Here is a 26,638-nt window from a genome sequence, read left to right as displayed (position 1 = left end):
CCTCTGCTTCCTCCCCTTTGCGGGGGCACTTCCAATTGCAAGTCCGTCGGCGACGATGCCGCCGTATCAGGCCGCCATCATTTCGGGTGCGAGCTCGAGGACGCGATCGACGTCGAGGACGACCATGAGCTGGCCGTCGAGGCGGTGGACGCCGCCGGCGAGCTTGGCCATGCGGGGGTCGAGGTTGACGGGGTTCTCCTCCATGCCGGCCTCGGGCAGGCGCAGCACTTCGCCGATCTGGTCGATGAGCAGGCCGTAGGATTCGCCGCGCAGGTCAACGCCGACCGCCATCGGCACCTTGCCGTCCTCGGCCTTGGGCAGGCCGAGACGGGCGCGCATGTCGACCACGGTGACGATGCGGCCGCGCAGGTTGAGGACGCCCGCGATCTCGCGCGAGGACAGGGGAACGCGGGTGACGCGCTCGGGCATGAACACGTCCTGGACGCGGGAGATCGGCAGGCCGAACAGCTGGCCGCCGATCATCGCGGTGACGTATTCCACCATGGCGCCTTCGGCCGACTGGGTCTTGCTGGTCATCGCTTGTCTCCTGATCCTGCGTTTTGGTTGAGCATGATCTTGTCGGAAAACCGCTTCACACTTTTCCGGATCATGCTCTTACGCCGCGGCCCGGCTCAGCTCGGAAGCGCCGGCGGCGCCCGCGGTCTGCTCCTTCAGCGCCGCGATCAGGCCGGGACGGTCGAACTTGGCGACATAGTCGTGGAAGCCGGCCTGACGGCCGCGCTCGATCGCCGCCGGCGACACCAGCGCCGACAGGCCGATGATCGGCGTCGCGGCGAGGTTGTTGTCGGACCGGATCACTTCGGCGAACTCGAACCCGTTCATGTCGGGCATCTCGATGTCGGTCAGCACCACGTCGAAGCTCTGGGCGCGGAGCGCAGCTAAGCCCTCCTGCGCGGTCGGCGCGGTGCGGACGCGGTAGCCGGCGGCCTTGAGCACCGGCGCCAGCATGTTGCGGAAGAAGGCGCTGTCGTCGACCAGCAGCACCGACTGCGAGTGCATCGACGGCTTCATCTCCTTGCGGGTGAACCAGTCGGAGAACGCCATCGGGAGGAAGTGGCCGACGTCGATCACCTCGGTGGCCTGGCCCTTGATCACGGCCGAGCCCAGGATGCCCGAACTTGAACCGCCGACCTCGATGTTGAGCCGTTCCTCGACGATGTCGATGATCTCGTCGACGACGAGGCCCATGGAGCGGCCGTCGTCGGCGAACACCAGGATCGGCTGGACGCCCTGGCTGGCAATGGTGACGCCTTCCATGGCCACCAGCGGCATCAGCTGCTCGCGGTACTGCACCATGTAGCGGCCGTTGCTGAACTCGATCTTGTCGGCGGGGAGCTCTTCCAGGCGGGTGACGAGCCCGAGCGGGACCGCCTTGGGCTGGGACGAGCCGGCGCGGAACACCAGCAGCGAGGTGGTCTGCTCGCCCGATCCGATGTGATGGCCGGCCGCGTCGTCGCCCATGTCATGGGCCGAGGAGCCGGCGGCGCCGAGCGCCTTCGCAATGCCGTTGGGATCGATGATCATGATGACCGCGCCATCGCCCAGGATGGTGTTGCCGGAGAACATGTCGATGTGGCGCAGCTTGGTCGACATCGGCTTGACCACGATCTCCTCGGTGTGGAACACGCCGTCGACCACGATGCCGAAGGTCTGGCTGCCGACCTGGGTCACCACGATGAAGCCGTTCTCGGGATCCGAGGCCGCGCCGTCGTCGATCTTGAGCAGCTTCTTCAGATGGATCAGCGGCAGGAGCTTGTTGCGCAGCCTGAGGACCGCGGTGTCCTTGATGCGCTCGATGCGGTGCTCGGAGTTGGCGCGGGCCCGCACCAGCTCGACCACCGAGAGCTGCGGGATGGCGAAGCGGTCGCCGGCGGCCTCCACGATCAGCGCCGAGACGATGGCGAGCGTCAGCGGGATCTTGATGGTGACGCTCGAGCCTTCGCCGGCCACGCTCTTAATGTCGATGGTGCCGCCGATCTGGTCGATATTGGTGCGCACCACGTCCATGCCGACGCCGCGCCCCGACACCGAGGTGATGGCGGCCGCGGTCGAGAAGCCCGGCGCGAAGATGAACTTGTGGATCTGGGCTTCGCTCATCTTCTCCAGCTCGGCCTCGGTGACGAGACCTGAGGAGATCGCCTTGGCCTTGATCTTCTCGGTGTTGAGGCCGCGGCCGTTGTCGGCGATGCAGATGATGATGTGGCCGCCCTCGTGATAGGCGGACAGGCGAATGGTGCCCTGCTCGCCCTTGCCGGCAGCGAGCCGCTCGGCGGGGGTCTCGAGGCCATGATCGGCGGAGTTGCGCACCATGTGGGTGAGCGGGTCCTTGATCAGATCGAGCACCTGGCGGTCGAGCTCGGTGTCGGCGCCGTGCATCTCCAGTTCGATCTGCTTGCCGAGTTCGCTCGAGAGATCGCGGACGATGCGGGGCAGCTTCTGCCAGGCATTGCCGATCGGCTGCATGCGCGTCTTCATGACGCCTTCCTGCAGCTCGGCGGTGACGTTGGAGAGGCGCTGCAGCGGCACCTTGAACTCGGTGTCCTCGTTGCGCCTCGAGATCTCCAGCAGCTGGTTGCGGGTCAGGACCAGCTCGGAGACCATGGTCATCAGGTGCTCCAGCGTATCCACGTTGACGCGGATCGACTGGTTGGCGATGCGGTCGCCCTCGGAGGCGCCCTCGTCGGCCGTCGACTTCTTCGGCGCGGCCTTCTCCCTGGCGGGTTTTGCTTCCGCGACAGGCGCTTCGGGGGCGGGCTCAGGCTTTGCTTCAGGCTTGGCTTCGGACTTGGCTTCAGCCTTGGCTTCGGATTTGGCAACGGGCGCGGGCACCGGCGCTTCGATCGCGGTCTCGCGGAAGGCGCGCTCGAGCTCATCGAGTGAGACTTCGCCGGGGCGCAACGGGCGCTCCAGGGTCTGGTCGATCAGCGAACCCGTGGTCAGTTCCTTTGCCGGCGCGGGCGCAGCGGCAACCGGCGCCTCCGGCGCCAGCGGCGGAGATTCGGCGACGGGAGCCGAACCGGCCGCCATCGCCGCCATGCCCTGCTCGACCATCGCTTCCAGCTTGTCGATGAGGTCGCGGTCGTTGCCTTCGGGCTCGGCTTCGGTCGCCTCCAGGCCGGCCAGGATCTCCTTGATGCGGTCGATCGAGGACAGGATCACCGTCACCGCCTGCCCGGTCACCGGCATGCCGTCACGGAATTTGCCCATCAAGGTCTCGCCGGCATGCGCCAGCGCTTCCAGCCGCGGCAACCCGAGGAAGCCGCAGGTGCCCTTGATGGTGTGGACCAGGCGGAAGATGTTATCCAGGATCTTGGCGTTGTTCGGCTCCTGCTCGAACTTCACCAGCTGATTGTCCACGGTGTCCAGGCTCTCGCTGGTCTCCGTCAAAAACTCCCGCAACAGATCATCCATGAAAACAGGCCTTCATACAGGAAGGGCGCGCACGAGGCGTGATGCGCCATTTCGGAATGGGACCAGCTTCACCGCAAAGCGTTTAATATTGGTTGAGTATGTGCAAAAGAACGGGACCAACAAAGAGATAAGGCGCTCCGGACAAGCCGAAGCGCCTCGTAAAGATTCGATTAAGAAGCCGAGCGCGACGCGTACGTTTACGAAGCGGTAACGATGATGGCTTCGCCTTCCGGCTTGAGCGTCACCGTGAGCCCGCAGGCCTGCGCGAGCAGCCGCGTATAATAAGGCTGGATCGCATGCGCATCCGCGGCGGGGCCACGCTCGCCGCTCAGGAGCTCGGCGATGTTCTGCGGCAAACGCGCATTGTGTCCGGTCGCAGTGATGCGAAAGCTCATCGTCTCGCCGTCGCCGATCGGGTCGATCGTCAGCATGCCGCCGCGCGGGATCGTATGCTGGGCGACGACCAGCATGTTGAGCAGCAGCTTGACGCGATTCTTCGGCAGCAGCAGCCGCGGCAAATTCCAGGTGATCGCGCACTTGCCGTCCTCGATGTGGCCGCGCGCCATGGTCTGCGCATCGCCGAGATCGATCTGCGCGCCGGAGGAGCCGGCTGCGCCGAAGGCAAGGCGGCAGAACTGGAGGCGGGCCGAGGCGGTCTTGGCGCTCTTGCGAATCAGGTCGAGCGCGAACTCGCGGTCTTCGGGCTTGGGATCGTCGTCGAGCACTTCGAGCCCGTTGACGATGGCACCGACGGGGCTGATGAGATCGTGGCAGACCCGCGAGCACAGGAGCGCTGCGAGTTCGAGCATATCGGGAGCGGTAACGGGCGCGGGCGACGAGGCGTCAGACATATAAAGGGGTCCTGGAGGGTTCCTGGGATTGGACGGCGCTGGATGCCGCGAATCACGCATGCTTGACGGATGCTGCGGGTTCTAACATTCGCAAGCCCGCGGCAGCTAGCTTGCGATCGGCCTAAGGAGGCCATAAAGCGAATCAGTGGATGGGGAACGGAATTGCCGATGAATGAGGCATGCAGGTGATGCGGATCATCGACGGGGCGGCCGCATCCGGCCTGATGGAGCCGCTGACCGCGCTGGTGGTGAAGGCGGGCGAGGCGATCCTTGCCGTCGACCGCGCCGCCATGCGGATCGAAGGCAAGCAGGACGGCTCGCCGGTAACCGAGGCCGACCTTGCCGCCGACCGCATCATCGCCGACGGCCTCGCGCAGCTCGCGGGCGACGTTCCGACGCTGTCGGAGGAGCAGGCCCAGCTCGCCTCCCCGCCGTTTCAGGGCAGCTTCTTCCTGATCGATCCGCTCGACGGTACCAAGGAGTTCGTCGCCGGGCGCGACGAGTTCACCGTCAACCTCGCCCTCGTGACATCGGGCGAGCCCCTGCTCGGCATCGTCAGCGCGCCGGCGCTCGGCCTGCTCTGGCGCGGCATCGTCGGCCGCGGCGCCGAGCGGATGAAGATCAACGGCGCAACCATCGGGACGGCCGAGCCGATCCACACCCGCAAGCTGCCGACGCGAGGGGAGTCCTGGATCGCGGCGGTGAGCCGTTCGCATGGCGATCCCAAGAGCGAGGCGTTCATCGACAACAGGCCCAATGCCGTCCGACGCACGATCGGCTCAGCCGTGAAATTCGGCCGGATCGCGGAAGGCAGCGCCGACATCTATCCCCGCTTCGGGCCGACCTCGGAATGGGATGTCGGGGCCGGCTGCGCGGTCGTGACCGCGGCCGGCGGCAGGGTGACCGACGGCAAGGGCGGTGCACTCCGCTTCGGCCAGCGCAGCGACACCGGCTTCATCGTCCCCGAATTTATCGCCTGGGGCGATCCGCAGGCGGTAGGCTGCTACTGACCGAGCTGTTCCTGAAGCGCCGGCCAGCGCTTGCCCACCTCATAGAGGAAGCGCTCGGGATTGGCGATGAAGGCGTCGCGATTGGCTTCCCGGCTGAACAGATAGAGCCGCTGCGCCACGACCGCGAAGAAATAGGGATTGCCGGCGACGGTGACGCCGCGGGCAATGTCGGCCGGATCATAGCCGCCGAATTGCGGTCCGTAGATCTCGGGGTGGGCCAGGAAGGAAGCGCGGTTGCCCTCGTTGCGAAAGCGCCAGACCGCGCCCCAGAGGTTGGCCTCGAACTCCGCCGTGCCCTGCACTGCCTGGCCATCGACGAAATAGGCGACGGGGTCGAAGCCCTCGATGGCGACGCCGCTGAAGCGGTTGACGACGACCCGTTCGGTGGTGGCAGCCTCCGCCGGCTCCCGCGCGCCGAGGAGCCCTATGCCCGACAGCAAGCAGACGAGGAGGCCGATCAAGGCAATTCCGGGGCGCAAAGGGCTATCTTCCTGCCGTTGTGCCGTCATAGTTGCTGCGGATAACATCCGAGTCGAGGGGACATCCGGCGCAACCTAGAGCCGTGCCTGTTGGCGTCAGGTTAAGGAAGCGACCGGATTCGGTACCAGGGGTTCTTTATGACTTTCGCATCACGCCTTGCTGCGCTCGCGCTTGCCGCGATGGTCGGCTGGATCGTGCCGGCTTCCGCCCAGCAGGCGCCGCCGCCCGACCTGCCGCCGCCGCAGCGGACCCCGACGCCCAGCACCTATGGGCCTGACGAGCTCGTCACGGCCGGCCACCGCTTCTTCGGCAACGTCTCGCGCGGGCTCGCCTCGATCATCGAGAAGGCGGTCAGCCAATGGGGCCTGCCCAACGGCTACATCCTGGGTGAGGAAGGCTCCGGCGCTTTCGTCGCCGGCCTGCGCTACGGTGAAGGCACGCTCTACACCAAGAATGCCGGCGACCTCAGAGTCTACTGGCAGGGCCCCTCGCTCGGCTTCGACTGGGGCGGCGACGGCGCGCGCACCATGACGCTGGTCTACAACCTGCCCGCCACCAACGCGATCTACCAGCGCTTCGGCGGCATCGACGGCTCGGCCTATATCATCGGCGGCTTCGGCATGACGGCGCTCACCGCCAACAACATCGTGCTGGTGCCGATCCGCTCCGGCCTCGGCCTGCGGCTGGGCGCCAATATCGGCTATCTCAAATTCACCCCGCGGGCGACCTGGAACCCGTTCTAAGGTCCTCTCCCTCCCACCCACCCAGGGATCAAGGTTAACGACAGGCCAGGGCTGGCTTTTTGCCGGCCCCGCATGCATTGTCGTTGGTAAATTTTTCCTTAGCTCTGGGAGTTCTGGCCCATGGTCGAACCGATCATGTACCTGGCGATCGGTTTCCTGCTTTCGATGCTGTGCGGGCTCGCGATCGTGCCGCTGGTGCATAACCGCGCCGTGCGCCTGACCACGCGCCGGCTCGAGGCCGCCACCCCGCTGTCGATGGCCGAGATCCAGGCCGACAAGGACCAGCTCCGTGCCGAATTCGCCATGTCGGCGCGCCGGCTCGAGATGAGCGTCGATCAGCTCAAGAACAAGACCACGAGCCAGCTCGCCGAGCTCGGCAAGAAGAGCGACGCCATCAACCGCATGAAGATCGAGCTCGGCGAGAAGAACGCCACGATCTTCGCGCTGGAGGCGCGCGAGAGGGCGGTGAAGGAGCAGCTGCGCGCCACGGAGGAGGAATTCAACGCCAAGACCGAAGCCTTGCGCGAGGCCGAGATCGCGCTGGCCGACAAGCAGGCCGAGCTCGCCAAGATCAACTCCGAACTGTCCGACCGCTCGATGATGGCGGAGAGCCGCCAGGTCGAACTCATCGCGGTGCGCGCGCAGATCGAGCAATTGAAGAACCGCGTCGGCGATGCCGAGAAGGAATTTGCCGCCACCCAGGCGCGCCTGGCGCAGGAGCGGACCGAATCCGAGACCGCCTCGCGCGAACTCGCCGAGGCGCGCGGCCGCGTCGAGAATCTGAGCCAGCGCGTCACCGAACTCGATCGCCAGCTCATCGCGCAGGTCAAGGAGGCCGAGATGCTGTCCGGCCGCGTCGCCGACCTCGAAGGACGCCTCGCCACGCAGGGCAAGCTGCTCGCCGAGCGCGACTATGAGAACAACCAGCTGCGCCAGGCCAATGAGAGCAACGAGCGCACCATCAAGGAGCTGCGCGTCGAGATCGCCGCCTTGAGCGGCGGCAAGTCGTCGGCTGCAATGGAGTCGCTGCGCGCCGAAAAGGCCGCGCTGGAGGAGCAGCTGCGCACCGCACGCGACGAGCGCGCCAAGCTTCAGCGCGACGTCAACGCGATCCAGCAGCAGGCGGAGAGCTCCTGGGCCACCGAGCGCATGGAGAACGCGCTGTTGCGCGAGCGCATCAACGACATTGCGGCGGAAGTCGCAAAGCTCGCGATGCAGCTCGAAGGCCCGAATTCCCCGATCGAGGCCCTGCTCGCGGCCGAGGCCGGCCAGCCGGCGAAGCCGGCACCGCGCCCGGCCAACGACGCCAAGACGGGCGGCGCTCCCGCGGCCCGCCTGCCCGAAGGCGGCGGAACGCTCGCCGAGCGCATCCGTGCGCTCCAGTCCCACGCCTCCCGCGCCCGCCAGCAGGGCGCGTAACCGGCCCAAAATCAGGCTTCCGTTGCGGATCGCCTGACCTGCCGAAGGTTTTCCGCGCCCGCGGCGCCTGAAAACTTGACACCTTCGGCCCGCACTTCTAAATCGCGGGCTCCGATGTGACGGCCGGCCGAAGGTCCGGCCGCCTGCATGATGGTCCCGGGCGCATAGCTCAGCGGGAGAGCGTTCCCTTCACACGGGAGAGGTCCAAGGTTCGATCCCTTGTGCGCCCACCATCCATCCCCTTGCCTCCTGCAGTATCGAACAATTCCGGACAGTTGACGGCTCAGTTGGCGCTTGCCGGGAGCGTTGCAGCAAAAATCGAAAAACAACCCCATGCACAGTAGACGGCCCCACCCGGATCAATGGGTTGCGCCTTTTCCGAATTCGAATTTGACTTGTCGGGCAAAACAGGGGCAGGATGGCATGATCAGGGGAGAAGGGCACCGGGCGGTCGATCGTACCTGAACGGATCACTCGCCCGATGCGGAGGCTGGCGGGCCGCTTGCATCGCCCCGCGTCAACGCTCGCGGAAGGCCCGGGCAACCTGGTCCAGAAGGGGCTTGGTGAAATACGACAAGATGCTGCGATCGTAGGTCTTGGCAAAAACTTCCGCCGGCATGCCGGGCACGAGCTTGACATTGCCGAGTCGCGCAAGCTCCTCGGGCAATATCGAGACACGTACGGTGTAAAAATTCTGACCCGTGCGTTGATCCGGCGTCACGTCGGCGGAGATGCGGCTGACCTTCCCTTCGATCTCCGGCGTCGTGCGCTGGTTGAATGCAGAGAACCGCAGGCTTGCCGATTGACCGACGTAGAGCTGGTCGATGTCGGCCGGAGCAACCTTGGCTTCCACCATCAACAGGTCGGCTTCCGGCACGATCAGCATGACGGGGTCGGCCGGGCTTACCACGCCGCCGACCGTATGGACGTTGAGCTGATGAACCACGCCGGCTTGGGGAGCGCGTATGTCGACCCGCTTCAGTTGATCTTCGGCCGTCACCTTCCGCTCGATGAACTCGCCAATCTTGCCGTCGATCTCGCGCAATTCCTTGGCAACCTCGCTGCTGAGGTCCTGGTCGATCTGCAGGATCTGCAGCTCGATTTCGGTGACCTTGCCCCGGACTTGAGCCGTGGAGGCGATCGATTGCGCCAGTTCGCCCTTGAGACGCGCGGCTTCGCGCTCCAGGAGGGTGAGACGGTTTATCTGGACGAGATTCTTCTCCCAGAGGCCGCGCACTCCGGTCAGCTCGCGCTGAATCAATTCGATCTCTTCCGCCTTGGCCTGCTGCAAGGCCGCATAGCCGCGGATCTCGTCCTCGAGCTGCGCGATGCGCTGGCGAAGCTGGGATTTCTGGCCGCGACGCGCGGTGGCGCGCAACTCGAACAGCTTGCGTTCGCTGCCGAGCGCAACAGCGAATTCCGCAGAAGCGTTATCCAGCAGTTCCTGCGGAACGACGAGATGGTCGGCACCGTCTCGCTCGCTGGCAAGACGAGCCTTGCGGGCGCGCATCTCGTCCAATCCCTTCGTATAGATGGCGAGGCCGGCACGCAGGGCGGTTTCGTCGAGCCGCACCAATGTCTCGCCGGCACGGACATGGTCGCCCTCGCGAACCATCAGCTCGCCAACGACACCACCGGTGAGATGCTGGACTTTCTTGACATTGGAGTCGACGACCACGGATCCAGCGGCGGTGACCGCTCCCGACAGCTCGGTCGTCGCGGCCCAGCCGCCGATCCCGCCGGTCAGCGCTGCCGCCAGAATGACTCCGGCAAGCAGATGATGGCGCATGCTGCGATCTTCGCCGTATATCGCGGTGGTCATGTGGATGCGGCCGGTTGAGGGACGACGACCTTGAATGGCGCGGCAGGCGGCCCGGCTTCCCGCCTCGCCAGCAGCGACTGCACCTCTTCCTTGGGCCCGAAGGCCTGCTGCCGGCCATGGAACATCGTCATCACGAAGTCCACGGCAACCAGCGCGCTGGAACGATGAGCGACGATGACGACAACACCGCCTCGGGCCCGAACGGCGAGAATTGCGCGAGTCAGCGCCTCTTCGCCCTCGATATCCAGGTTGGAATTGGGCTCGTCGAGCACGACCAGGAAGGGATTTCCATAGAGTGCCCGCGCGAGCGCCACGCGCTGTCTCTGGCCCGCCGACAAGAGTGCGCCCTGTTCGCCGATCTGGGTGTTGTATCCATCGGGCAGGCTGACGATAAGCTGGTGGATGCCGGCCGCATTGGCAGCGGCAAGGATCTGCTCCATGGAAGCATCAGGCGCAAACCGTGCAATGTTCTCGGCGATGGTACCCTCGAACAATTCGACGTCCTGAGGCAGGTATCCGACATGATTTCCCAGTGCGTCAGGCGACCATTGCTCGAGCGATGCACCGTCGAGCCGGATCACGCCGCGTGACGGCCGCCATGCGCCGACGAGGGCGCGCACCAGCGAGGATTTTCCCGAGCCGCTGGCGCCGACAATGCCGAGCCCGCTGCCTGCCTTCAGGTGAAAGCTGACATCGGCAACCAGGAGCTTTTCCGATCCAGGAGCCGTGACCGACAGCTTGTCCACGACGAGGAGCCGTTCCGGCGGCCGCAAAGGCAGCTTGTCGGCGGAGGCCGGCAACGCCGACATCAGCCCGGTGAGGCGCTGCCAGCTTTGGGCAGCGGCGATGAAGTTCTTCCAGTTGCCGATCGTGACATCCACGGGTGCAAGTGCCCGACCCGTCAGGATGGAGCTGGCAATGATGATTCCGCCGGATGCTTCCTGTCGGATGACGAGATAGGCCCCGACGCCGAGCACGGCCGATTGCAGCATCATGCGCAGCATCCGTCCCGTGACCCCGAAACCTCCCGAGATATCGTTGGCGATTCTTTGCTGCCTGCGATGCGCATCGCCCAGCTTGCGCCACCGCTCCAGAAACCGGGACGACATCGACATTGCGATCAGGACTTCCGCGTTGCGACGACTGGCTTCCGCCAGGCGATTGCGTGCGGCGGCATAGCTCGACGCCTTTCGGACGGATTGCCGCGACAGCCGATCGGTGACCAACGTCAGCACCACCAGCACGAGGGCACCGCCGAGCGCCGTCATGCCGATCAGCGGATGGAAAGCAAAGCAGATGGCGAGGTAGAACGGCAGCCAAGGCAAATCGAACAACGCAGGCAGACCGGAGCCCGACATCACCGATCGAACGGTGTCGACGTCGCGAACCGGCTGCAGTCCGTCTCCACCGCCGCGTGTCCGAAGCGGAAGGCGAACCACCAGATCGTAGATGCGGTCACTGATGCGCCAGTCGATCTGGTTCCCGATGCGAACCAGCATACGGCCGCGAACCACTTCCAATGTGCCCTGAAAGACGAACAGCAAGGCCGCAATGATCGTCAGGCCCACCAGCGTGGATACGCTGCGGCCAGGCAGCACGCGATCATAGACCTCCAGCATGTAGAGGGAGCCGGTCAGGCTGAGAATATTGATCAATCCGCTGAACGCCGCAATGCCCACAAGGGCCGTGCGGCACGATCGAAGGGCGGCGCGCAGCTCCGATCCTGCATCCATGGAAGAGCCTGCTTGCGTAGCCAACATCACACGCAACTACTCCGCGGCTTACGATGAGGTGATTGTCCCGAACCGACCGCCCTTCACCGAAGAAGCGATGCAACTGCTCCTAACTGTCGATGATTGATGACAGCCGTTTGACAGTAAAGGAGGTGCCGGCCGGGGAGCCCGGCACCTCCACATTGAGCAATATCCTCGTCAGGCGACTGGGGTCAGACGAGATATTGGTGGATCAGTTGCAGCTGGCCGCCTTCGACAAGCTCTCCTCCCACATTGAGGTGAGACTGGGTGTCGATCAGGTAGACGTTTTCCCCCGCGTTACCGAGGATGTGCGAGACGTCGATGACGCCCGATGCCTCTTCGTCCTGGGTCTGGAAGTTCGCAGCTCCCGTAACGAAGCGGCTCGGATCGTGCTCGGCAAGCTGTGTGAGCGCGTCGGTCGCAGGATCATATTGCCAGACCTTGCCGAGATGGGCGTTGTTGCCGACGTCCTCGGACAGAATGAGCTTGCCGTGCGAATCGACGGCAATGTTGTCGAGCATCTTCTGACCTTCGCTGCCGTTGAGGAGCAGCTTGATGGTGCCGCCGAGCTCGGGGTGCGACGCGTCGGTGAAGTCCAGCGCCCAGAGCTGGCTCGGTGCGTTGAACGCGTTCGTCGACACGAAGTAGAAGCGGTTCGGGTTGAGCGTATCCCATGCGCCGTCCTCCGGCCGCAGGAAGCTCGTCACGCCCGCAGTCTCGCTGTCCGCGTCGATTTGCGCACCGGTCTTGCCGCTGACGTCGCCGAGATCGATCATGGTGAAGGCGGACTTCCCGTCGGTACCCAGCGGATCGGTGCTGCTCGGCGCATTGTTCGCGGAACCCTCGAACTCGCTGACGTGAATTCCGAGCAGATGGCCTCCGGTCAGACCGGCCTTTTCGACGACATTTCCGGTCGCCTGCTTGGTGCCGGAATAGAAGTAGACTTGCCCGTTCTGGCCGTCATCCATCATGGCGACGACGGTCTTGTCCCCGGTATGCGCATTGGCGACCACGTTCTCGTAGGCCATGTTGCCGAGCCAGGCCAGCTCGTAGCTGTTGCCGTCCTGGGGACCGCCGACGACGTGAGCGAAGGCCCGTCCCTCGACGCCTCCCTCTTCACCGGTGAGATACAGCCTGCCGTCGAAGCCGAGCCCCGTCTGCGCGTTGTAGAACGCGCCGGAATCGGCAAGGTCTGCCGAACAGAACCGGTTGAACGTCACCGGGCTGTTGCCGGCGTTGTGGTCGACATAGGTGCCGCCCTCGTACATCCAGACGTCATGGACAAGGTCCTTGCCCGAGACGACCTGCAGCGTCGTCTTGTCAATGACCCACTCCGACACGAACGAGCCGGTGCCGCCATGCGCTCGGGCAATTCCGGCCGTTCCGGGAAGCTCATGGTTCATCAGGACGGTGAAGGTGCCGTCGCCATTGTCGAACGCGCCGAGGCCGTCCGGAATGCCGGCCATCTTGTAGCCGTTCACGCTGTCGCCGGTCGTCAGCAGCGACTCGGTATAGACGTGCGAATTGCTGCTGAGCAGGTAGGGCGTCTGTGAGCTCGAGGTGCCCGTCGCCTCATTGGAAAGAATGAACTGCTCGGCGTGAAGATCGGAAATGCGGGCATGCTCGACGATCAACGTATCGCCATGGCCGAGATTGATCTGCACGTGATGACCGACCTGGCGCGCGGAATTGATGAGCGTCTGAAAGGATGGAATGTTGAAGTCGCGGACGTCGATGCGATCGCCCGCTTCGAGCCGCTCGATCGTGTCCACGCCCATGCCCTTGCGGAGCAGGAACTTATCGTTGCCCTCATCGCCGCTGAGATGATCCCTGCCTGCGTCGCCAAGGAGCAGATCCCGTCCGCGGCCGCCATGCAGGTCGTCATTGCCATTGCCGCCGATCAGGGCGTCATTGCCGGTTTCGCCGAACAGCGTATCGTTTCCCTTGCCTCCGTCGATCCAGTCATTGCCGCGGCCACCGAGAACGATGTCATTGCCGAGACCGGCGTCGATCGTATCATTGCCGCCGAAGCCGAGGATGATGTCGCTGTGGTTCGACCCTGGAATGGCGTCGTCTCCGTTGGTCCCGAACTTGATCTTTTTGAACGGACCGACGTGGTGATGATCGTCGTGGTGATTGTGCGACATGCTTGCTCCCTGGCTGTTTGGCTTGGTACTGGCACGAACGCTCCGTTAACCAACGGCTGTGACGTTGACACGACATCGATATGAATGCGCCATGCCTGCGTTTGGCTCGAGTTGATTATTCTGGCTCGAATTGATTATTCGGCGACACGCCAGGGCACGGGTTCTGCTCAGGACGATCCCGAGGCCGAAACCGATGCACTCGGCTCTATGACCTACCCGCACGCGATCGTCGGCACGGCACACCCTGCAAGGGCTGGATTGCGTCGCTTCCGCCGTCGCTCTCCGAGCTATGGCGGACAGGCCGCTTGCAATGCCGGAGCAAGCCTCAGGCGGCCCGCTCCGCCCGCCAGGCGGTGTAGAGACCGACGAGGGTGCCGATGGCGACCAGCCCTGCCGCCAGCAAGACCTGCAGCCGCCCGTCATCGGTGGGGCCTACCGACGACACAAGTCGGGTCACGATGACGAACAGCACGCCAACAGAGGCTGCAGCACCCAGGCAAAGATGGGCGAGCTCTCGCGTCAGGTTCCCGCCGAGAAGCCCGAGTGCCGTGAAATACATCGAGCAGGCGTTGGGATGAACGAACAAGGCGACGCGCGCGTAGGGACCGTAGGCGTGCAGAAGGGATTCACATCGACGCAGCGCCGCTTTCGAGGCAACCCGCTGCAGGAGCGGCCTGAAAAAACGAGCTTGGCCGTAGCTCAGAACGGCACCGACGATGATGGCCAGCCACGCCACGAAAAAAACGGAGACATCCGCGGATTTCGGATTGAGAGCCACCGACATCAGGATGAGCGCGGTCCCGGGAAAATAGCCGAAATACGGAAAGACCGACTCCAGGAGCACGCAGACGAACATGAAGACCAGAAACCATGACGAGCCGGTCGCACCCTGGACGATGGCGTTCAAGTCGAAGAGGTTCGTCCTGTACAGGACGAGGTACATGCACATGGCCAGTCCAGCCAGCGCGTAAAACGGTACCGCTCCCGCCAGAAATCCTCTCATCCAATCATCGCGCCCTGTTTGGCGGGCACAGCGGAGACCATCGGCATCAACAGAAGACAACCGAAACGTCTCGCAGGCCGAATTCCGGCACGGCTGCCGGGGCTCTGCTTCCTTCGTGCTTCAGGTATCATGGTCTCCGTTCCGGACAGCTCTGGCGCGATGGACATCTTGGTGGATCGACTTCGCGCCTCAGCTTCCTGTTGGCGCACGATATTTCCGGAGAACCGCTTCGCGCCTTGCGCCAACGCGGACCTTCGGGTCCGGATCATGCTTTAGGCGAATGAGATTGCTCCTGTCGAGTGCCGTTTGCTCATGCAATCCTCGCCTCACCCTGAGCGCCGCTACGCAATCGACAGAATCTCGATCTCCTGCGCGCCGGCCCCCACGACGTCGCCGACCGCCTTTCCCATCAGCGACCTCGCGACCGGCGAGACGAACGAGATCGACCCCGCTTTCGGATCGGCTTCGTCCTCGCCGACGATGCGGTAGGTCTGCACGCGGCCATCGTTGCGGCTGAACGTTACCGTGCTGCCGAAGGCGACCACGTCGGTCGCGGTTGGATCGGGCATGACCTGTGCCGTGCGCAGCCTTTCGGTGAGATAGCGGACGTCGCGCAAGGGCACGGCCGACTGCCGGCGCTTCTCGTTGACGTCATCGATGCGTTGCGCGGCTTCATAGGCCTCGCGCGCTTCGGCAAGCTCGGTCTGCAACGCCTTGTGGCCCGCTTCGGTCACGAGGTTCGGATGCGGCGAGATCGGGCGATCCGGCAACAGCGTCTCGGACGCGGTTTCGGCGCTCTCTTCCTTGGTAAAGGCGACGCTCAATTGAAGATCCTGTCGAGCTGTTTTGGATGGCGGCGCCGCGCGCCGCCGATTGCACTGAACTATATCTCAAGTTCGACGAAACGGCGCAGCTTGAAGACAAGGTCCGGCATGGCCTGACGGAACCGCGTTGCATTCTGGAACGTGGTCGAGAACGGCGCGAAGGTGAGCATGGCGTTCCAGTTCCGGAAGCCATAGACCGTGACCGAAACGCCGGAGCTCGGGAAATCCTCCAGCTTGCGCAGCTCGCCGAGCACGAGATCGGCGATCGCCTCCGCCGGCAGCAGGCGCTTGCCGTCCGGCGTGGTTGCGATTTGCGCGGGCGGCTCGACTGGCTTCGTGGCAGCCGGCGTGTCATCGGCCGCGTTCTCGGCGTTGGCCGCTGCCAGATCGGAGCTGGACGTCTCGACCGGCTCCGATCCATCCGCCGGCACAGTCGGCGGAACATCGGCGATCGGCAGCGGTGCAAAACTGTCTGCGCGCCTGTTTCCTCCCAGGATGCCGCTGATCATCGCCACAAGGCCAGCGTCCTTCACCTCGTCATTCATTGCTCCCCCCGGGGCATCGGCCTACTCTAGCACCGCTCCCGCAGACCGCCACTGGCGGATGTGGGGCCGGAAGCCTCCCGGCCAAGACCTCATCACCAAGACCGCGTCACCAAGACCGGATTAGCAAGACCGGATCATCAAACGCCGTATTTCAAGTGCGCCTCTCGACGGCACCGGCGGCACGACGTTCGGTCGCGTCACGCCGCTGTGCGATCCACTACCGCTTGTCGAACGGAATATACTGCTGGTACTGCTTCGGCACTGAGCTGCGGTAGCGCGCCGGCACGGTGCCGGTGTCGATCGAATGATCGATCTCCTGCCGCCGGGTCATCTTCTTCTTCGCAGGCTTCTTCGATGCGCTCTTCCCGGCGTCGGTCGGCTGGCTGGAGCTGTCGGTGGTTGCGCTTGGCGCCGTCGTCGTCGCGGCCGGCGCAGCACTTGTCGCGGGAGGCGTAGCGGTTCCGCCGGCGGCCGGGGCACTCTGCGCCAGCGCAAGCGGCGTCTGCATCACGAGCAGCAGCGCGGCCGTTGCAGCCAGCAAATATGAATTCTGCATCAGAACCTCCAAAATGCCTGATCCGAATGAAGGCAAGCCTAGTCCCGCGGGATCGAGGCGTGCAAGTTCGTCGAATAGCTCGGAACCCACGCGCGAACTGTGGTGGAGATCACATTGCCCGCCACAGGCTGCGGTCACGATGATTTCACCTCGAACGCATCCGGCGTCGCGGACACCAATATAGGCATGACCGTGCATCAGACAGTCCAGCGGGAACGCCAGGCACGGCCGTTCCATCCTCGAAGGAGATTGAAATGCGCCGCACCATCCTCACCCTTGCATCGTTCGCGACCTTGATCGCCGCGTCATTGTCGGCGGCACCGGCCCAGGCCGCAAACGACAGGTATTGCCTGCAAGGCCGCAACTGGGGTTACCCCGGCAACTGCCAGTTCGCCAGCTATCAGCAATGTGCCGCCACGGCTTCCGGAACGTCGGCCTATTGCGGCATCAACCCGCGCTACGCCTACTCGCAGCCGTATCATTACTGACGGGCCGGCGGCTGAAGACATGGCGGTGTGCGTGATAGCGCACGCCGCGCGCCCCGAGCTGCGATCACCGCTCGACCGTCGCGCGCGCAGCGACATCGTCGCCGGGCTCTCGCGTGTAGTGCCAAGTTGCCACAACCGTCCTAAATCCGCTGCGCGGGCGAGGTTGCGGATTGCTCCGTTCGCAGCAAATCACCACAATCCGCCTCGAAGTCTCACTCCGATTCGCAGGATATCCAGACAGGCAGGCTGAGGACGTCGTGCACAAGGCAGCATTCATCGCATCCGGCCTCTTCATGCTGGTCGCTCCGGCAAGCGCCGCCGATCTGCCCATCAAGGCTGTCAGGGCTCCCGAGCCGCTCAATCTTTGGCAGGTCGAGGTCGGCGCACGGTACTGGTACAGCATCGGCCGCACCGCCTACGACTTGCACACCAGCGGCTCGCGATCTTCCCCGGTCATCTCACGGCTCGACTATCACAACATGAGCACGCATTCGGGAGAGGTTTTCTTCCGGATCGACAGCCCCATGAAGTTCTTCGTCAAGGGCTACGGCGGATATGGAGGTATGACCGGCGGCACCATGAACGACGAGGATTTTCCGCCGTTCTTCGACGGGCCGTACACAAAGACGGAGAGCCAGACCCGCGGCTTTCTGGGCTACGCCAGCCTCGATATCGGCTATTCCTTTTACGAGTCCCACCCGGTCAATGCGGAGCCGCGCCTTCGTCTGGGTGGCTTCATCGGCTACCATTACCGCGGCGAACTGGCTGATGCGTGGGGATGCCGACAGACGGTATCTGGCGGTCAGATCTGCGAAGGTGCTGGCGTCCTCGCCGGCAACGTCAAAGTCATCACCGAGCGAGACATCCTGCACGCCGTACGCGCCGGCGCCGTGGCCGATCTCTGGTTTACGCCGGCGCTCAAGCTCACCGTCGATGCCGCCTACACCTATTCCGACGTGAGAGCTTTCGACACGCACTACTTCACCTTCGGCACCGAGCCCTCGCGCGGCTACGGCCATGGCTTCCAGCTCGAGACGGTCCTGTCTTACGCTGTGACGCCCAACGCGAATATCGGAATTGGCGCCCGGTACTGGCACACCGGAATCAACGACTTCACCGAGCCTGCGAGCGGAGCAGCGGGGCAGGCGCAGACCTATCAGGTCGACCGATACGGCACTTTCGTCCAGAGCAGCTTCAAGTTCTGAGCGAGGAAATTCGGGCTGCGTTCTGTTCGCCGGCGCCCTCACGAGGTCCCGGCAAGACCGGCGTCATTCAGCCGCTTGGCGAACCACACCGCCAATGCCCGGTCGGGCCCGCCGCCGAAATAGACGTCCGACAACATGACGCCGGTTCTATCCAGCACCAGCAGCACGCCGATCGTGTAGGCGAACCAGACATTCGGATCGGTGAGCGCCCGCAGCTTGTGCTCATCATGCTCCAGCGGCGTATGATTGTTCGCCTTTCGGATCTCGACCGCGAGCAGATTGTTCGGGATCTCGCGCTGATGCACGACGACATCGGGGTAGATCGACTTGCCGAGATGATCGTCGGTCGAGATGATGGTGCCGTGCGGCAGGTGCAGCGTGCGCTCGCCGAGCCGGTCGTAGTTGCAATCGACTGACCAGCCCGAAAACTGCTTTTCCAGATATACGGCGAAGCGGTGCGTGACCGCCCGCTCGCCGATGTCCTTCTCGAACAGGAAATCCTCGTGGGCGTAGAAGTCCTGGAGCGCCGCGATCACCTTGTTCAGCTCGGTCTGCATCATGCCTCCCGACCAACGCGCGTGCACGCCACATCCTCGGTGTCGTCCCGGCGAACGCCGGGACCCATACCGCGAGGTCTATCGAGTGCGCGCGGTGCGCGTACCGGACCCCAAGTCTTCGCCAAACCCCTCCCTGGGGTTATGGGTCCCGGCGTTCGCCGGGACGACGTGGGGAGAGAGCCTGGCCAACCAACGCTCCTACATCTGGACTTCGATCAGCCGCGGTCCGGGCTCGGCGACCGCTTCGGCCAGCGCCTTGTTGAACTCCTCGGCATTGGTGACGGCGCGGCCCGGCACGCCCATGCCCTTGGCCAGCGCGACGAAATCGAGCGTCGGACGGTCGAGCCTGAGCATGTCGTTGGCGCGCTGGCCGGGCTCGCCCGCGCCGACATTGTCGAACTCGCCGCGCAGGATCTGGTAGATGCGGTTGGCGAACACGATGGTGACGATGTCGAGGTTCTCGCGCGCCTGCGTCCACAGCGACTGGATCGTGTACATCGCGCTGCCGTCGCCGACCATGGTGATCACCTTGCGATCCGGGCAGGCGATCGCAGCGCCGATCGACAGCGGCGTGGAGAAGCCGATCGAGCCGCCCATGTTCTGGAGCCAGTCATGCGGGGCGGCGGCCGCCGTCGGCGGGAAGAAGCCGCGGCCGGTGGTCAGGGATTCGTCGACCATGATCGCGTTCTCGGGGATCGCACAGGCGATCGCCTGCGCGATCGAGGCGAAGGTGAGCGCGCCGGTCGGCTTCACCAGTTCGGCCAAGGCCTGCGGCTTGACGTCCCTGGCGCTGGCCTTCACGGCGCCCGCGAGCGCCTCCAGCGCGGCGACCGAATTCTCGCCCCAGGAGGTCATGCGATGGACCTCGCAGCCTTGCGGCTTGAGCATGCTCGGCTTGTTCGGATAGGCGAAGAAGGCCACGGGATCGTCGGACTCGACCAGCACGATGTGACGGAACTTCGCCAGCATCGGCAGGGCCTGATCGATCACGTAGTGGATGCGATCGATCGAGAAACGGCCGCGGCCGCGCGCCATCTTGGGCCGGAAGGTCGGGCCCATCACGGTGCAGCCGGTCTTGCCGGCGATGCGCTCGGCCAGCGCCAGGCCCTGCTCGCTCAGGGCGCTCCCGGTCATGAGGAGCAGCGTGCCCTCGCCGTCGCCATGCAGGATTCTTGCGGCGTGCTCGACCGCCTGCGGCGAATAGCTCGCGCGTTGCTGCTCGGCCGGAACCTCGGCGATGCCGTCGGCCTCGTTCCAGGCGGTGTCGGCGGGCAGGATCAAGGTCGCGATCTGCGGCGGCGCGCTCTTGGCGGCGGCAATCGCCGCGGCACCGTCGGCGGCGACCGATTTGGCGTCCGGCGAGGTGCGGACCCAGGACGACATCGGCCGGGCCAGGCCCTCGATATCGGAGGTCAGAGGCGCGTTGTAGCCGATGTGGTAGACGGCATGCTGGCCGACGATGTTGACGATGCCGGAGTTCGCCTTCTTGGCATTGTGCAGATTGGCAAGGCCGTTGGCGAGGCCGGGGCCGAGATGCAGCAGCGTCGAGGCCGGCGTTCCCTTCATGCGGAAATAGCCATCGGCGGCGCCCGTCACCACGCCCTCGAACAGGCCGAGCACGCAACGCATGCCCGGCACGCGGTCGAGCGCTGCGACAAAATGCATCTCGGAGGTACCGGGGTTGGTGAAGCAGACATCCACCCCACCCTTAACCATCGTCCGCACCAGGCTTTCCGCACCGTTCATCCCAAAGCTCCCGCAACCGGCCATGTCCAGATATCCGTCCGATCAATCATTGTTCGCGCGTCCCGTCAAAGCAATAGCCGGCATCGCCGCCCTGCCCCGCGCGACCATGCGCCGGTTTGGCTAATGGATTTCGGCAAATTGTGGTTGCCGATTTGGTAACGCCGATCGTCGAACATGGCATCCCTCACGGGCCCGTGGGTTGCGGAATGCCTGCAAATATGGCCTGTGGCATTCATTGAATCGATTTCTTTCTGGGGGAGACAATGATCCGGTTTTTTGCCGCGCCGATTGCCGCCATCGCACTGCTGTCGGCCACGGCAGGTGGCGCGTTCGCCGAAGAGTTCGACACGCGCGACATCATGGGCGGCGGCCCGAACTTCTTCCGTTCCGGCGCAAATCCCGTTCCCCGCACCACCGTCATGTACAACGGCAACTACGCCCCCGGCACCATCGTCGTGAACACCAGCGAGCGCCGGCTCTACCTGGTTCTCCCCAATGGCCAGGCCCTGCGCTACGGCATCGGCGTCGGCCGCGACGGCTTCCGCTGGGGCGGGGTGCACAAGATCACCGCCAAGAGGGAATGGCCGGACTGGACGCCGCCGTCGCAGATGCTGGCCCGCCGGCCCGACCTGCCGCGCCACATGAAGGGCGGCGTCGACAATCCGCTCGGCGCCCGCGCGATGTATCTGGGCTCGACGCTGTACCGCATCCACGGCTCCAACGAGCCGGAGACGATCGGCCAGGCCGTCTCCTCAGGCTGCTTCCGCATGACCAATGACGATGTCACCGACCTCTACAGCCGTGTCGCCGTCGGCACCACCGTGGTGGTGCTGAACAACTGAAGCGAGACCGGGGGCTTGCACGCAGCGGGAACCCGCAAGGCGCGTGAATTTGTGGACTTGTGTGCGCGGCGTGAATACGGCAGCGTCGGGCAACGATGACCGCATTTGTTCCGTCCTCGCCTGCCCTTCGCATCACTCTGCTTGCACTCGCAGTGCTCACATGTCTGCCTGACACCGCGGCCATGGCTGCCGCGGGCGAATTGCCCGCGGTCTCCTCGCGCCAGCGCGCCGAGAAGAAGAGCTTCACCGACGGCGAGATCATCGAAGGCTTCCTGAAGACGGCATTCGGTGCCGAATATCATCTCGCCGGCCGCGTCGACCGCATCCGCAAGTTCGACGGGCCGGTGCGCGTGTTCGCCGAGAGCGACCGCGCCGACCGCAAGACGCAGCTCGCAAAAGTCGTGGCCGATATCGGCAGGCGCGTGCGGCATCTCGACATCGCCATGATCGACACCAACGAAGCGGCGAATGTGCGGGTGAAGCTGGTGCGCGACCGCGATCTCTACCGCACCATCACGAGCTTCTACGGCGCGGAGAAGGCGCGCGAAATCCGCACCTCGCTGGACCCGCAATGCCTGTCCGGCTTTCGCAAGAACGACGATTTCGAGATAGAGCATTCCGACGTCATCCTCACCGTCGACAACGGCGATTTCGTCTTCCTCGACTGCGCCTATGAGGAACTCCTGCAATCGCTCGGGCCGATCAACGACACCGCGAGCGTGCCGTGGACCATGTTCAACGACAACGTCTCGATGGGCTATTTCGACGTCTACGACCAGTACATCCTCAACCTGCTCTACGATCCCCGCATCAAGGCGGGCATGACCGTGGCCGAGGTCAAGGCGGTGCTGCCCGACGTGCTCAAGGATGTGCGGGCGTGGGTGAAGCGGGTGAATGACCTGAAGGAGTGAGGTCTTACCCTCCTCTGGAGGGCTCGCATTGAGCGCAGCGAAATGTGAGACGGGGTGGCATGATCTATCCTCACGTGGACTGCCCGAGTGGAGAGATCACCCCACCCCGCTCGCGCTGCGCGCGATCGACCCTCCCCCTCCAGGGGAGGGTCAGCACGGCGCCCGCTCCGACCCTACTGCACCAGATCAGCCACAGTCGTCGCGGCCTTCAGCCCGGTGCCGGTGAGGACCGCGACCGTGGTCTCGGTCGCCTTGATCGCACCAGCGGCTGCGAGCTTGTCCAGTGCCGCCGCCGCGCTGGCGCTGGTCGGCTCGGCGAACAGGCCCTGTCGCGCGAGACGCCGCAAGGCTGCGACGATCTCGTTTTCGGTGAGCGCAACGGTGCTGCCACCGCTCTCGCGCAAGGCGCCGATAATCTCGCGCAGACGCAAGGGATTCTTGATCGCGGTGCCCTCCGCGATGGTCTTGTGCACCTCGCGCGCGACAGGCGTGTCGACGCCGGCCTGAAAGCTCGCATCGATCGGCGAGCAATTCAGCGGCTGCGCAGCGAACAGGCGCGGCAGCTTCGATATCTGCCCGGCCCTCAAGAGCTCGCGGAAGCCGAAGGCGCAGCCGAGCAGGCTGCTGCCGGCGCCCACGGGAACGATGACGTTGTCGGGTGCGCGAAAGCCGAGATCCTCCCAGATCTCGTAGGCGAGCGACTTGGTGCCTTCGAGGAAGAACGGCTGCCAATTGTGGCTGGCGTAGAAGGTCTGGCTCGACTGGCGGATGGCCTCGGCTTCCGACTCCTCGCGTGGCCCTTCGACGAGTTGCACCTCGGCGCCATAGGCCCTCACCTGCGCGATCTTGGCCGGCGACGTGGACGCGGGCGCGAGGATCTTCACGCGCATGCCGCCGGCGGCGCCAAGCCCTGCCATCGACGAGCCGCCATTGCCCGACGAGTCCTCCAGAATGGCATCGACACCGATCTGCCGCAGGAAGGACAGCATCACGGAAGAGCCGCGATCCTTGAAGCTGCCGGTCGGGTTGAACCATTCGAGCTTGAAGAAGGGCCGCAGGTCACCCCAACCTTGCGGGATCAGCGGCGTACAGCCCTCGCCGAGCGAGATCGGATCAGCGATCTCGACCGGCAATGCCGCCCGGTAGCGCCACAGCGACCGCGTCCGGCCATCGATGTCCTCGCGCGAGATGCCGGCACCCGGCGTCACCAGCAGCGGCGTGCGCTCGTCCGAGCACCAGCGCGGCTGGTCGAGCGGATAGAGCTGTCCGTTGCGGGGGTCGATGTAGCTGGCGGCGGGCATTGGGGGTCTCCAAGTCAAGGACGATCTGCGATCGGACGGATGACACGTTTAGTCCGGGATTCGGCGCGGGCCGAGCGGAAGGATGCTCACCCCCTTGAAAACATGAAAAATACAAATATTTCAATTCTTTAAGTCGGGCACGCCGGCAGGGCGGCGCGATCGGCCCGCGCGAGGACCCGGCGCTGAAGGCGGCCCCTGCAAGCCCGCCAATGACGGGAATGTGGCCGCAAACGGCCCTGCCCGTCCGGCACGATTAACTTGTCTGTCGTCGCCGGCCGCTACAATATGTTGGATTGAGCTTGCGCCACCGCTGTTCTTCGGCAGGCAACGCAAGCGAGCCAGGCCCGTCCGAGCGGCGGGCCGTTGGCTTTTTGGGAGCCTGGACATGAGCCGTGCCAACCGTACCGACCACATCCGCCTGACCTCCCATCCGGAGCCGGGCAGGAAGGCCGCCTTTCCGATCTACTGGGGCGCCACCGACGCGCGCGCCCGCGGGCCGGTCATCGGCACGGTGTCGCGCGCCGGGGATCGCAACGTGATCGGCAGCCATGGCGGGTCCTACGCGATGTACCGCGCGCTCGCCGTCTCCGCCGGCGCGCTCGATCCGATTCGCAGGCCCGATCTCACCAACACGTTTCCCGCCGCGACCATCGGGCCGTTCCCGCAATGGAGCGATCCCACAAAAATCGTCGCGCTCGATCCCTGGGGGCATCTCGTCGCCGAGAACTTCCGCCAGGAGATCGCCGAAGGCGCCGACATCCGCCCGAGCATCGCGGTGACGCGGGCGCGGCTCGACCTGCCGGAGATCCGCGAGGCGCTGGCCGCAAAGCGGCTGCGCGCCGACGGCGAGGTCGTGCATGCCAATGGCAGCGTCTCCGTGGTGAAGATCGCGATCGATCCGGTCTGGTACCTGCCCGGCCTCGCCGCCCGCTTCGGCACCGGCGAGACCGAGCTGCGGCGTACGCTGTTCGAGCAGACCGCCGGCATGTTTCCCGAGCTCGTCACGCGTTCGGACATGAAAGTGTTCCTTCCCCCAATCGGCGGCACCACCGTCTACCTGTTCGGCGATGTGACAAAACTGCCCGACCATCGCACCAGGATCACCTGCCGCGTGCACGACGAGTGCAACGGCTCCGACGTGTTCGGCTCCGACATCTGCACCTGCCGTCCCTACCTGATCCACGGCATCGAGGAATCCGCGCGCGGCGCACAGGAGGGCGGGCTCGGGCTCGTCGTCTACAACCGCAAGGAAGGCCGCGCGCTCGGCGAAGTGACAAAGTTCCTGGTCTACAACGCCCGCAAGCGGCAGGAGGACGGCGATGCGGCCGCCGCCTATTTCGAGCGCACTGAATGCGTCGCCGGCGTCCAGGACGCGCGCTTCCAGCAATTGATGCCGGATACGATCCATTGGCTCGGCCTTAAGCGCATCGACCGCTTCCTGTCGATGAGCGACATGAAATACGACGCGCTGACCTCGCAAGGCATCCACATCGTCGAGCGCGTGCCGATCCCGCTGGAGCTGATTCCCGCCGACGCCCATGTCGAGATCGCCGCGAAGAAGGCCGCCGGCTACTACTCGACCGACATCGCGCCGGAGCAATCCGTGGACGGCGTCGTCGGGCGTTCGCTGGAAAAATACTGATCGCGATGGGGCACGCTTTGGAATCGCAGGCGCGCGCGCTGCTCACCGCCAAGGCGGTGCGGACGCGCGCCGGGCAGATGCTCGAGCTTGGCCTTGCCGGCGGGCTCACCCATTTCACCGTCGATCTCGACCGCATGGATGGCGTTGCCGAGGCCGTGCTCGCGGTGACGCGCAAAGCCTATCCGACGCTCGACATTCCCTTTCATGCGCGCTGGCGGCACTTCGTGCTCGGCGGCATCGACCGCTGGGCCCGGCTTGCTGATGCCGCGTCTTGGCCGGATCGCGCGGCGCGGGCGCGCGCCGAATTCGATCTCGCCATCGTCAGCGTGCTGCTCGATGCCGGCGCCGGCGCAGCGTGGCGCTATCGCGATACCGCGACGGGAGCGGACGTAGGGCGATCGGAGGGCCTTGCGATCGCGAGCCTCGACATGTTTGCGAGCGGGCTGTTTTCGCGCGATCCGCGGGCGCCGTTCAGGGCCGATGCGGAGGTGCTTGCAAAGCTGCCTCTTGCCGCACTCACTTCCACCTTTCAGGTCAGCGACGCCAATCCGCTGCTCGGCCTGGAGGGACGCGCCGACCTGCTGCGTCGCCTGGGCAAGCAAGCCGCAGCGCGACCCGAAATCTTCGGCCTGCACGATTCGCCGCGGCCGGGCGGGCTGTTCGATCACATCGCGGCGCAGGCCGTCGGCGGCGCCGTCGCAGCGCCCGCAATTCTGTCGGCGGTGCTGAACCAGCTCGGGCCGATCTGGCCGTCGCGGCTCGAACTCGCGGGCGTCCCGCTCGGCGATTGCTGGCGCCATCCGGCACTCAAGACCGACGACGCGACCGCGGGCCTTGTGCCCCTGCACAAGCTGTCGCAATGGCTGAGCTATTCGCTGATCGAGCCGCTCCAGCGCGCCGGCATCAAAGTGACCGATATCGACGGCCTGACCGGGCTTGCCGAATATCGCAATGGCGGCCTGTTCGTCGACCATGAGGTGCTGCGCCTGCGCGATTCCGCGGACGCCGCGCGCGCGCATGAAGTGGATTCGCTGCTCGTCGTCGAGTGGCGCGCGCTGACGGTTGCGCTGCTCGACAGCTTGGCGGAGCGCATTCGCGCCAAGCTCGGCCGCACCCCCGAGACCTTGCCGCTTGCGAGCATCCTCGAAGGCGGCACCTGGGCGGCCGGCCGCGCCATCGCATTCGCCCGCCGTCCCGATGGTTCACCGCCGCTCAAGGTGATCAGCGACGGTACGGTGTTCTAACCCTCTCCCCTTGTGGGAGAGGGTGCCTCGCGAAGCGAGGCGGGTGAGGGGTTGTCTCCGCGGACACACCTCTCAGTTGGAGTTCGCGGATAGAGACCCCTCATCCGGCGCTTCGC

23 protein-coding genes, 1 tRNA gene and 1 pseudogene are annotated in these 26,638 nt (G+C 65.0%); 10 read left to right on the top strand and 15 right to left on the bottom strand.

Annotated features, from left to right (window positions below; all coding sequences use genetic code 11):
* Positions 1-66: 66 nt before the first annotated feature.
* The 3 genes from XH96_RS07580 to chpT form a co-directional block, all read right to left on the bottom strand.
* Complete coding sequence (locus tag XH96_RS07580) at positions 67-537, bottom strand: chemotaxis protein CheW (RefSeq protein WP_194391877.1); 471 nt, start codon at positions 535-537, stop codon at positions 67-69.
* Between the two features lie 78 nt (positions 538-615).
* Positions 616-3,432 (bottom strand): hybrid sensor histidine kinase/response regulator, encoded by a 2,817-nt coding sequence (locus tag XH96_RS07575; protein WP_194391875.1) that lies wholly within the window; start codon positions 3,430-3,432, stop codon positions 616-618.
* A gap of 197 nt (positions 3,433-3,629) precedes the next feature.
* Positions 3,630-4,283: a histidine phosphotransferase ChpT gene (gene chpT, locus XH96_RS07570; protein WP_194391873.1), complete on the bottom strand. Its 654-nt coding sequence runs from the start codon at positions 4,281-4,283 to the stop codon at positions 3,630-3,632.
* A 179-nt stretch (positions 4,284-4,462) separates the two neighbouring features.
* On the opposite strand from chpT, the gene XH96_RS07565 reads away from it, so the two are divergent.
* Entirely contained in the window at positions 4,463-5,293 is an 831-nt protein-coding gene (locus tag XH96_RS07565) for a 3'(2'),5'-bisphosphate nucleotidase CysQ (protein WP_194391871.1), read from the top strand.
* Here the strand turns inward: XH96_RS07565 and XH96_RS07560 are convergent.
* Positions 5,287-5,772 (bottom strand): YHS domain-containing (seleno)protein, encoded by a 486-nt coding sequence (locus XH96_RS07560; protein ID WP_194391870.1) that lies wholly within the window; start codon positions 5,770-5,772, stop codon positions 5,287-5,289. The genes XH96_RS07565 and XH96_RS07560 overlap by 7 nt on opposite strands.
* A gap of 138 nt (positions 5,773-5,910) precedes the next feature.
* On the opposite strand from XH96_RS07560, the gene XH96_RS07555 reads away from it, so the two are divergent.
* The 3 genes from XH96_RS07555 (at position 5,911) to XH96_RS07545 (ending at position 8,168) form a co-directional block, all read left to right on the top strand.
* Positions 5,911-6,516, top strand: coding sequence for a DUF1134 domain-containing protein (locus XH96_RS07555; RefSeq protein WP_035679986.1), 606 nt, complete (start codon positions 5,911-5,913; stop codon positions 6,514-6,516).
* A 120-nt stretch (positions 6,517-6,636) separates the two neighbouring features.
* Positions 6,637-7,935: a hypothetical protein gene (locus XH96_RS07550; RefSeq protein ID WP_194391868.1), complete on the top strand. Its 1,299-nt coding sequence runs from the start codon at positions 6,637-6,639 to the stop codon at positions 7,933-7,935.
* A 158-nt stretch (positions 7,936-8,093) separates the two neighbouring features.
* Positions 8,094-8,168, top strand: a tRNA-Val gene (locus XH96_RS07545).
* Positions 8,169-8,452: 284 nt separating this feature from the next.
* Here XH96_RS07545 and XH96_RS07540 read toward each other — a convergent pair.
* The 8 genes and pseudogenes from XH96_RS07540 to XH96_RS07510 form a co-directional block, all read right to left on the bottom strand.
* Positions 8,453-9,757: an HlyD family type I secretion periplasmic adaptor subunit gene (locus XH96_RS07540; protein ID WP_194391866.1), complete on the bottom strand. Its 1,305-nt coding sequence runs from the start codon at positions 9,755-9,757 to the stop codon at positions 8,453-8,455.
* The gene (locus XH96_RS07535) at positions 9,754-11,490 is read right to left on the bottom strand and encodes a type I secretion system permease/ATPase (RefSeq protein ID WP_194391865.1); all 1,737 of its coding nucleotides are present in this window, start codon (positions 11,488-11,490) and stop codon (positions 9,754-9,756) included. The genes XH96_RS07540 and XH96_RS07535 overlap by 4 nt, the downstream gene beginning before the upstream one ends.
* Positions 11,491-11,702: 212 nt before the next feature.
* Complete coding sequence (locus tag XH96_RS07530; RefSeq protein ID WP_246789994.1) at positions 11,703-13,175, bottom strand: DUF839 domain-containing protein; 1,473 nt, start codon at positions 13,173-13,175, stop codon at positions 11,703-11,705.
* Between the two features lie 183 nt (positions 13,176-13,358).
* Positions 13,359-13,658, bottom strand: a pseudogene (locus XH96_RS39785) (calcium-binding protein); the annotation flags it as partial.
* 325 nt (positions 13,659-13,983) lie between these two features.
* Positions 13,984-14,661 carry a hypothetical protein gene (locus tag XH96_RS07525; RefSeq protein ID WP_194391861.1) on the bottom strand — a complete coding sequence of 226 codons (678 nt, stop codon included), beginning with the start codon at positions 14,659-14,661 and terminating at the stop codon, positions 13,984-13,986.
* A 341-nt stretch (positions 14,662-15,002) separates the two neighbouring features.
* Positions 15,003-15,485, bottom strand: a complete 483-nt coding sequence (greA, locus tag XH96_RS07520) for a transcription elongation factor GreA (protein WP_194391859.1) — start codon at positions 15,483-15,485, stop codon at positions 15,003-15,005.
* Positions 15,486-15,544: 59 nt separating this feature from the next.
* Positions 15,545-16,030: a hypothetical protein gene (locus XH96_RS07515; protein WP_194391857.1), complete on the bottom strand. Its 486-nt coding sequence runs from the start codon at positions 16,028-16,030 to the stop codon at positions 15,545-15,547.
* Positions 16,031-16,247: 217 nt separating this feature from the next.
* Entirely contained in the window at positions 16,248-16,586 is a 339-nt protein-coding gene (locus XH96_RS07510; protein WP_194394066.1) for a hypothetical protein, read from the bottom strand.
* Between the two features lie 254 nt (positions 16,587-16,840).
* On the opposite strand from XH96_RS07510, the gene XH96_RS07505 reads away from it, so the two are divergent.
* Both XH96_RS07505 and XH96_RS07500 read left to right on the top strand, forming a co-directional pair.
* On the top strand, positions 16,841-17,074 hold the full coding sequence (locus XH96_RS07505; protein ID WP_194391855.1) for a DUF3551 domain-containing protein: 234 nt from the start codon (positions 16,841-16,843) through the stop codon (positions 17,072-17,074).
* A 257-nt stretch (positions 17,075-17,331) separates the two neighbouring features.
* Positions 17,332-18,279 (top strand): hypothetical protein, encoded by a 948-nt coding sequence (locus XH96_RS07500; RefSeq protein ID WP_194391854.1) that lies wholly within the window; start codon positions 17,332-17,334, stop codon positions 18,277-18,279.
* A 38-nt stretch (positions 18,280-18,317) separates the two neighbouring features.
* Here the strand turns inward: XH96_RS07500 and XH96_RS07495 are convergent, their stop codons facing one another.
* Complete coding sequence (locus XH96_RS07495) at positions 18,318-18,836, bottom strand: hypothetical protein (RefSeq protein ID WP_194394065.1); 519 nt, start codon at positions 18,834-18,836, stop codon at positions 18,318-18,320.
* A 198-nt stretch (positions 18,837-19,034) separates the two neighbouring features.
* On the bottom strand, positions 19,035-20,582 hold the full coding sequence (locus XH96_RS07490) for an acetolactate synthase large subunit (protein ID WP_194391852.1): 1,548 nt from the start codon (positions 20,580-20,582) through the stop codon (positions 19,035-19,037).
* A gap of 263 nt (positions 20,583-20,845) precedes the next feature.
* Between XH96_RS07490 and XH96_RS07485 the strand changes: the two genes are divergently transcribed.
* Positions 20,846-21,424 (top strand): L,D-transpeptidase, encoded by a 579-nt coding sequence (locus tag XH96_RS07485; RefSeq protein ID WP_131869356.1) that lies wholly within the window; start codon positions 20,846-20,848, stop codon positions 21,422-21,424.
* A gap of 95 nt (positions 21,425-21,519) precedes the next feature.
* A complete protein-coding gene (locus XH96_RS07480) occupies positions 21,520-22,335 on the top strand; it encodes a DUF2927 domain-containing protein (RefSeq protein WP_194391850.1) in 816 nt (271 codons plus the stop codon).
* Positions 22,336-22,508: 173 nt separating this feature from the next.
* Here the strand turns inward: XH96_RS07480 and XH96_RS07475 are convergent, their stop codons facing one another.
* Positions 22,509-23,636 carry a threonine synthase gene (locus tag XH96_RS07475; protein ID WP_194391848.1) on the bottom strand — a complete coding sequence of 376 codons (1,128 nt, stop codon included), beginning with the start codon at positions 23,634-23,636 and terminating at the stop codon, positions 22,509-22,511.
* A 385-nt stretch (positions 23,637-24,021) separates the two neighbouring features.
* Between XH96_RS07475 and XH96_RS07470 the strand changes: the two genes are divergently transcribed.
* A complete protein-coding gene (locus XH96_RS07470; protein WP_194391847.1) occupies positions 24,022-25,278 on the top strand; it encodes a GTP cyclohydrolase II in 1,257 nt (418 codons plus the stop codon).
* A gap of 5 nt (positions 25,279-25,283) precedes the next feature.
* Positions 25,284-26,522: a URC4/urg3 family protein gene (locus tag XH96_RS07465; protein WP_194391845.1), complete on the top strand. Its 1,239-nt coding sequence runs from the start codon at positions 25,284-25,286 to the stop codon at positions 26,520-26,522.
* The last annotated feature ends 116 nt before the right edge of the window (positions 26,523-26,638 follow it).

The sequence above is a fragment of the Bradyrhizobium sp. CCBAU 51765 genome, from assembly GCF_015291725.1.
In the GTDB taxonomy this organism is placed as follows: Bacteria; Pseudomonadota; Alphaproteobacteria; order Rhizobiales; family Xanthobacteraceae; genus Bradyrhizobium; species Bradyrhizobium liaoningense.
Note: the sequence above shows the minus strand (reverse complement) of the source record. Positions and strands in the feature narration are given on the sequence as shown.

Coding starts and splice junctions, on each gene's coding strand:
- XH96_RS07490 (WP_194391852.1), bottom strand. CDS start 20,582: ATGAACGGTGCGGAAAGCCTGGTGCGGACGATGGTTAAGGGTGGGGTG.
- XH96_RS07515 (WP_194391857.1), bottom strand. CDS start 16,030: ATGAATGACGAGGTGAAGGACGCTGGCCTTGTGGCGATGATCAGCGGC.
- XH96_RS07535 (WP_194391865.1), bottom strand. CDS start 11,490: ATGGATGCAGGATCGGAGCTGCGCGCCGCCCTTCGATCGTGCCGCACG.
- XH96_RS07555 (WP_035679986.1), top strand. CDS start 5,911: ATGACTTTCGCATCACGCCTTGCTGCGCTCGCGCTTGCCGCGATGGTC.
- XH96_RS07565 (WP_194391871.1), top strand. CDS start 4,463: ATGCAGGTGATGCGGATCATCGACGGGGCGGCCGCATCCGGCCTGATG.
- XH96_RS07580 (WP_194391877.1), bottom strand. CDS start 537: ATGACCAGCAAGACCCAGTCGGCCGAAGGCGCCATGGTGGAATACGTC.
- XH96_RS07505 (WP_194391855.1), top strand. CDS start 16,841: ATGCGCCGCACCATCCTCACCCTTGCATCGTTCGCGACCTTGATCGCC.
- XH96_RS07575 (WP_194391875.1), bottom strand. CDS start 3,432: ATGGATGATCTGTTGCGGGAGTTTTTGACGGAGACCAGCGAGAGCCTG.
- XH96_RS07495 (WP_194394065.1), bottom strand. CDS start 18,836: ATGCAGACCGAGCTGAACAAGGTGATCGCGGCGCTCCAGGACTTCTAC.
- XH96_RS07475 (WP_194391848.1), bottom strand. CDS start 23,636: ATGCCCGCCGCCAGCTACATCGACCCCCGCAACGGACAGCTCTATCCG.
- XH96_RS07470 (WP_194391847.1), top strand. CDS start 24,022: ATGAGCCGTGCCAACCGTACCGACCACATCCGCCTGACCTCCCATCCG.
- XH96_RS07480 (WP_194391850.1), top strand. CDS start 21,520: ATGACCGCATTTGTTCCGTCCTCGCCTGCCCTTCGCATCACTCTGCTT.
- XH96_RS07540 (WP_194391866.1), bottom strand. CDS start 9,757: ATGACCACCGCGATATACGGCGAAGATCGCAGCATGCGCCATCATCTG.
- XH96_RS07525 (WP_194391861.1), bottom strand. CDS start 14,661: ATGAGAGGATTTCTGGCGGGAGCGGTACCGTTTTACGCGCTGGCTGGA.
- chpT (WP_194391873.1), bottom strand. CDS start 4,283: ATGTCTGACGCCTCGTCGCCCGCGCCCGTTACCGCTCCCGATATGCTC.
- XH96_RS07465 (WP_194391845.1), top strand. CDS start 25,284: ATGGGGCACGCTTTGGAATCGCAGGCGCGCGCGCTGCTCACCGCCAAG.
- XH96_RS07485 (WP_131869356.1), top strand. CDS start 20,846: ATGATCCGGTTTTTTGCCGCGCCGATTGCCGCCATCGCACTGCTGTCG.
- XH96_RS07550 (WP_194391868.1), top strand. CDS start 6,637: ATGGTCGAACCGATCATGTACCTGGCGATCGGTTTCCTGCTTTCGATG.
- XH96_RS07510 (WP_194394066.1), bottom strand. CDS start 16,586: ATGCAGAATTCATATTTGCTGGCTGCAACGGCCGCGCTGCTGCTCGTG.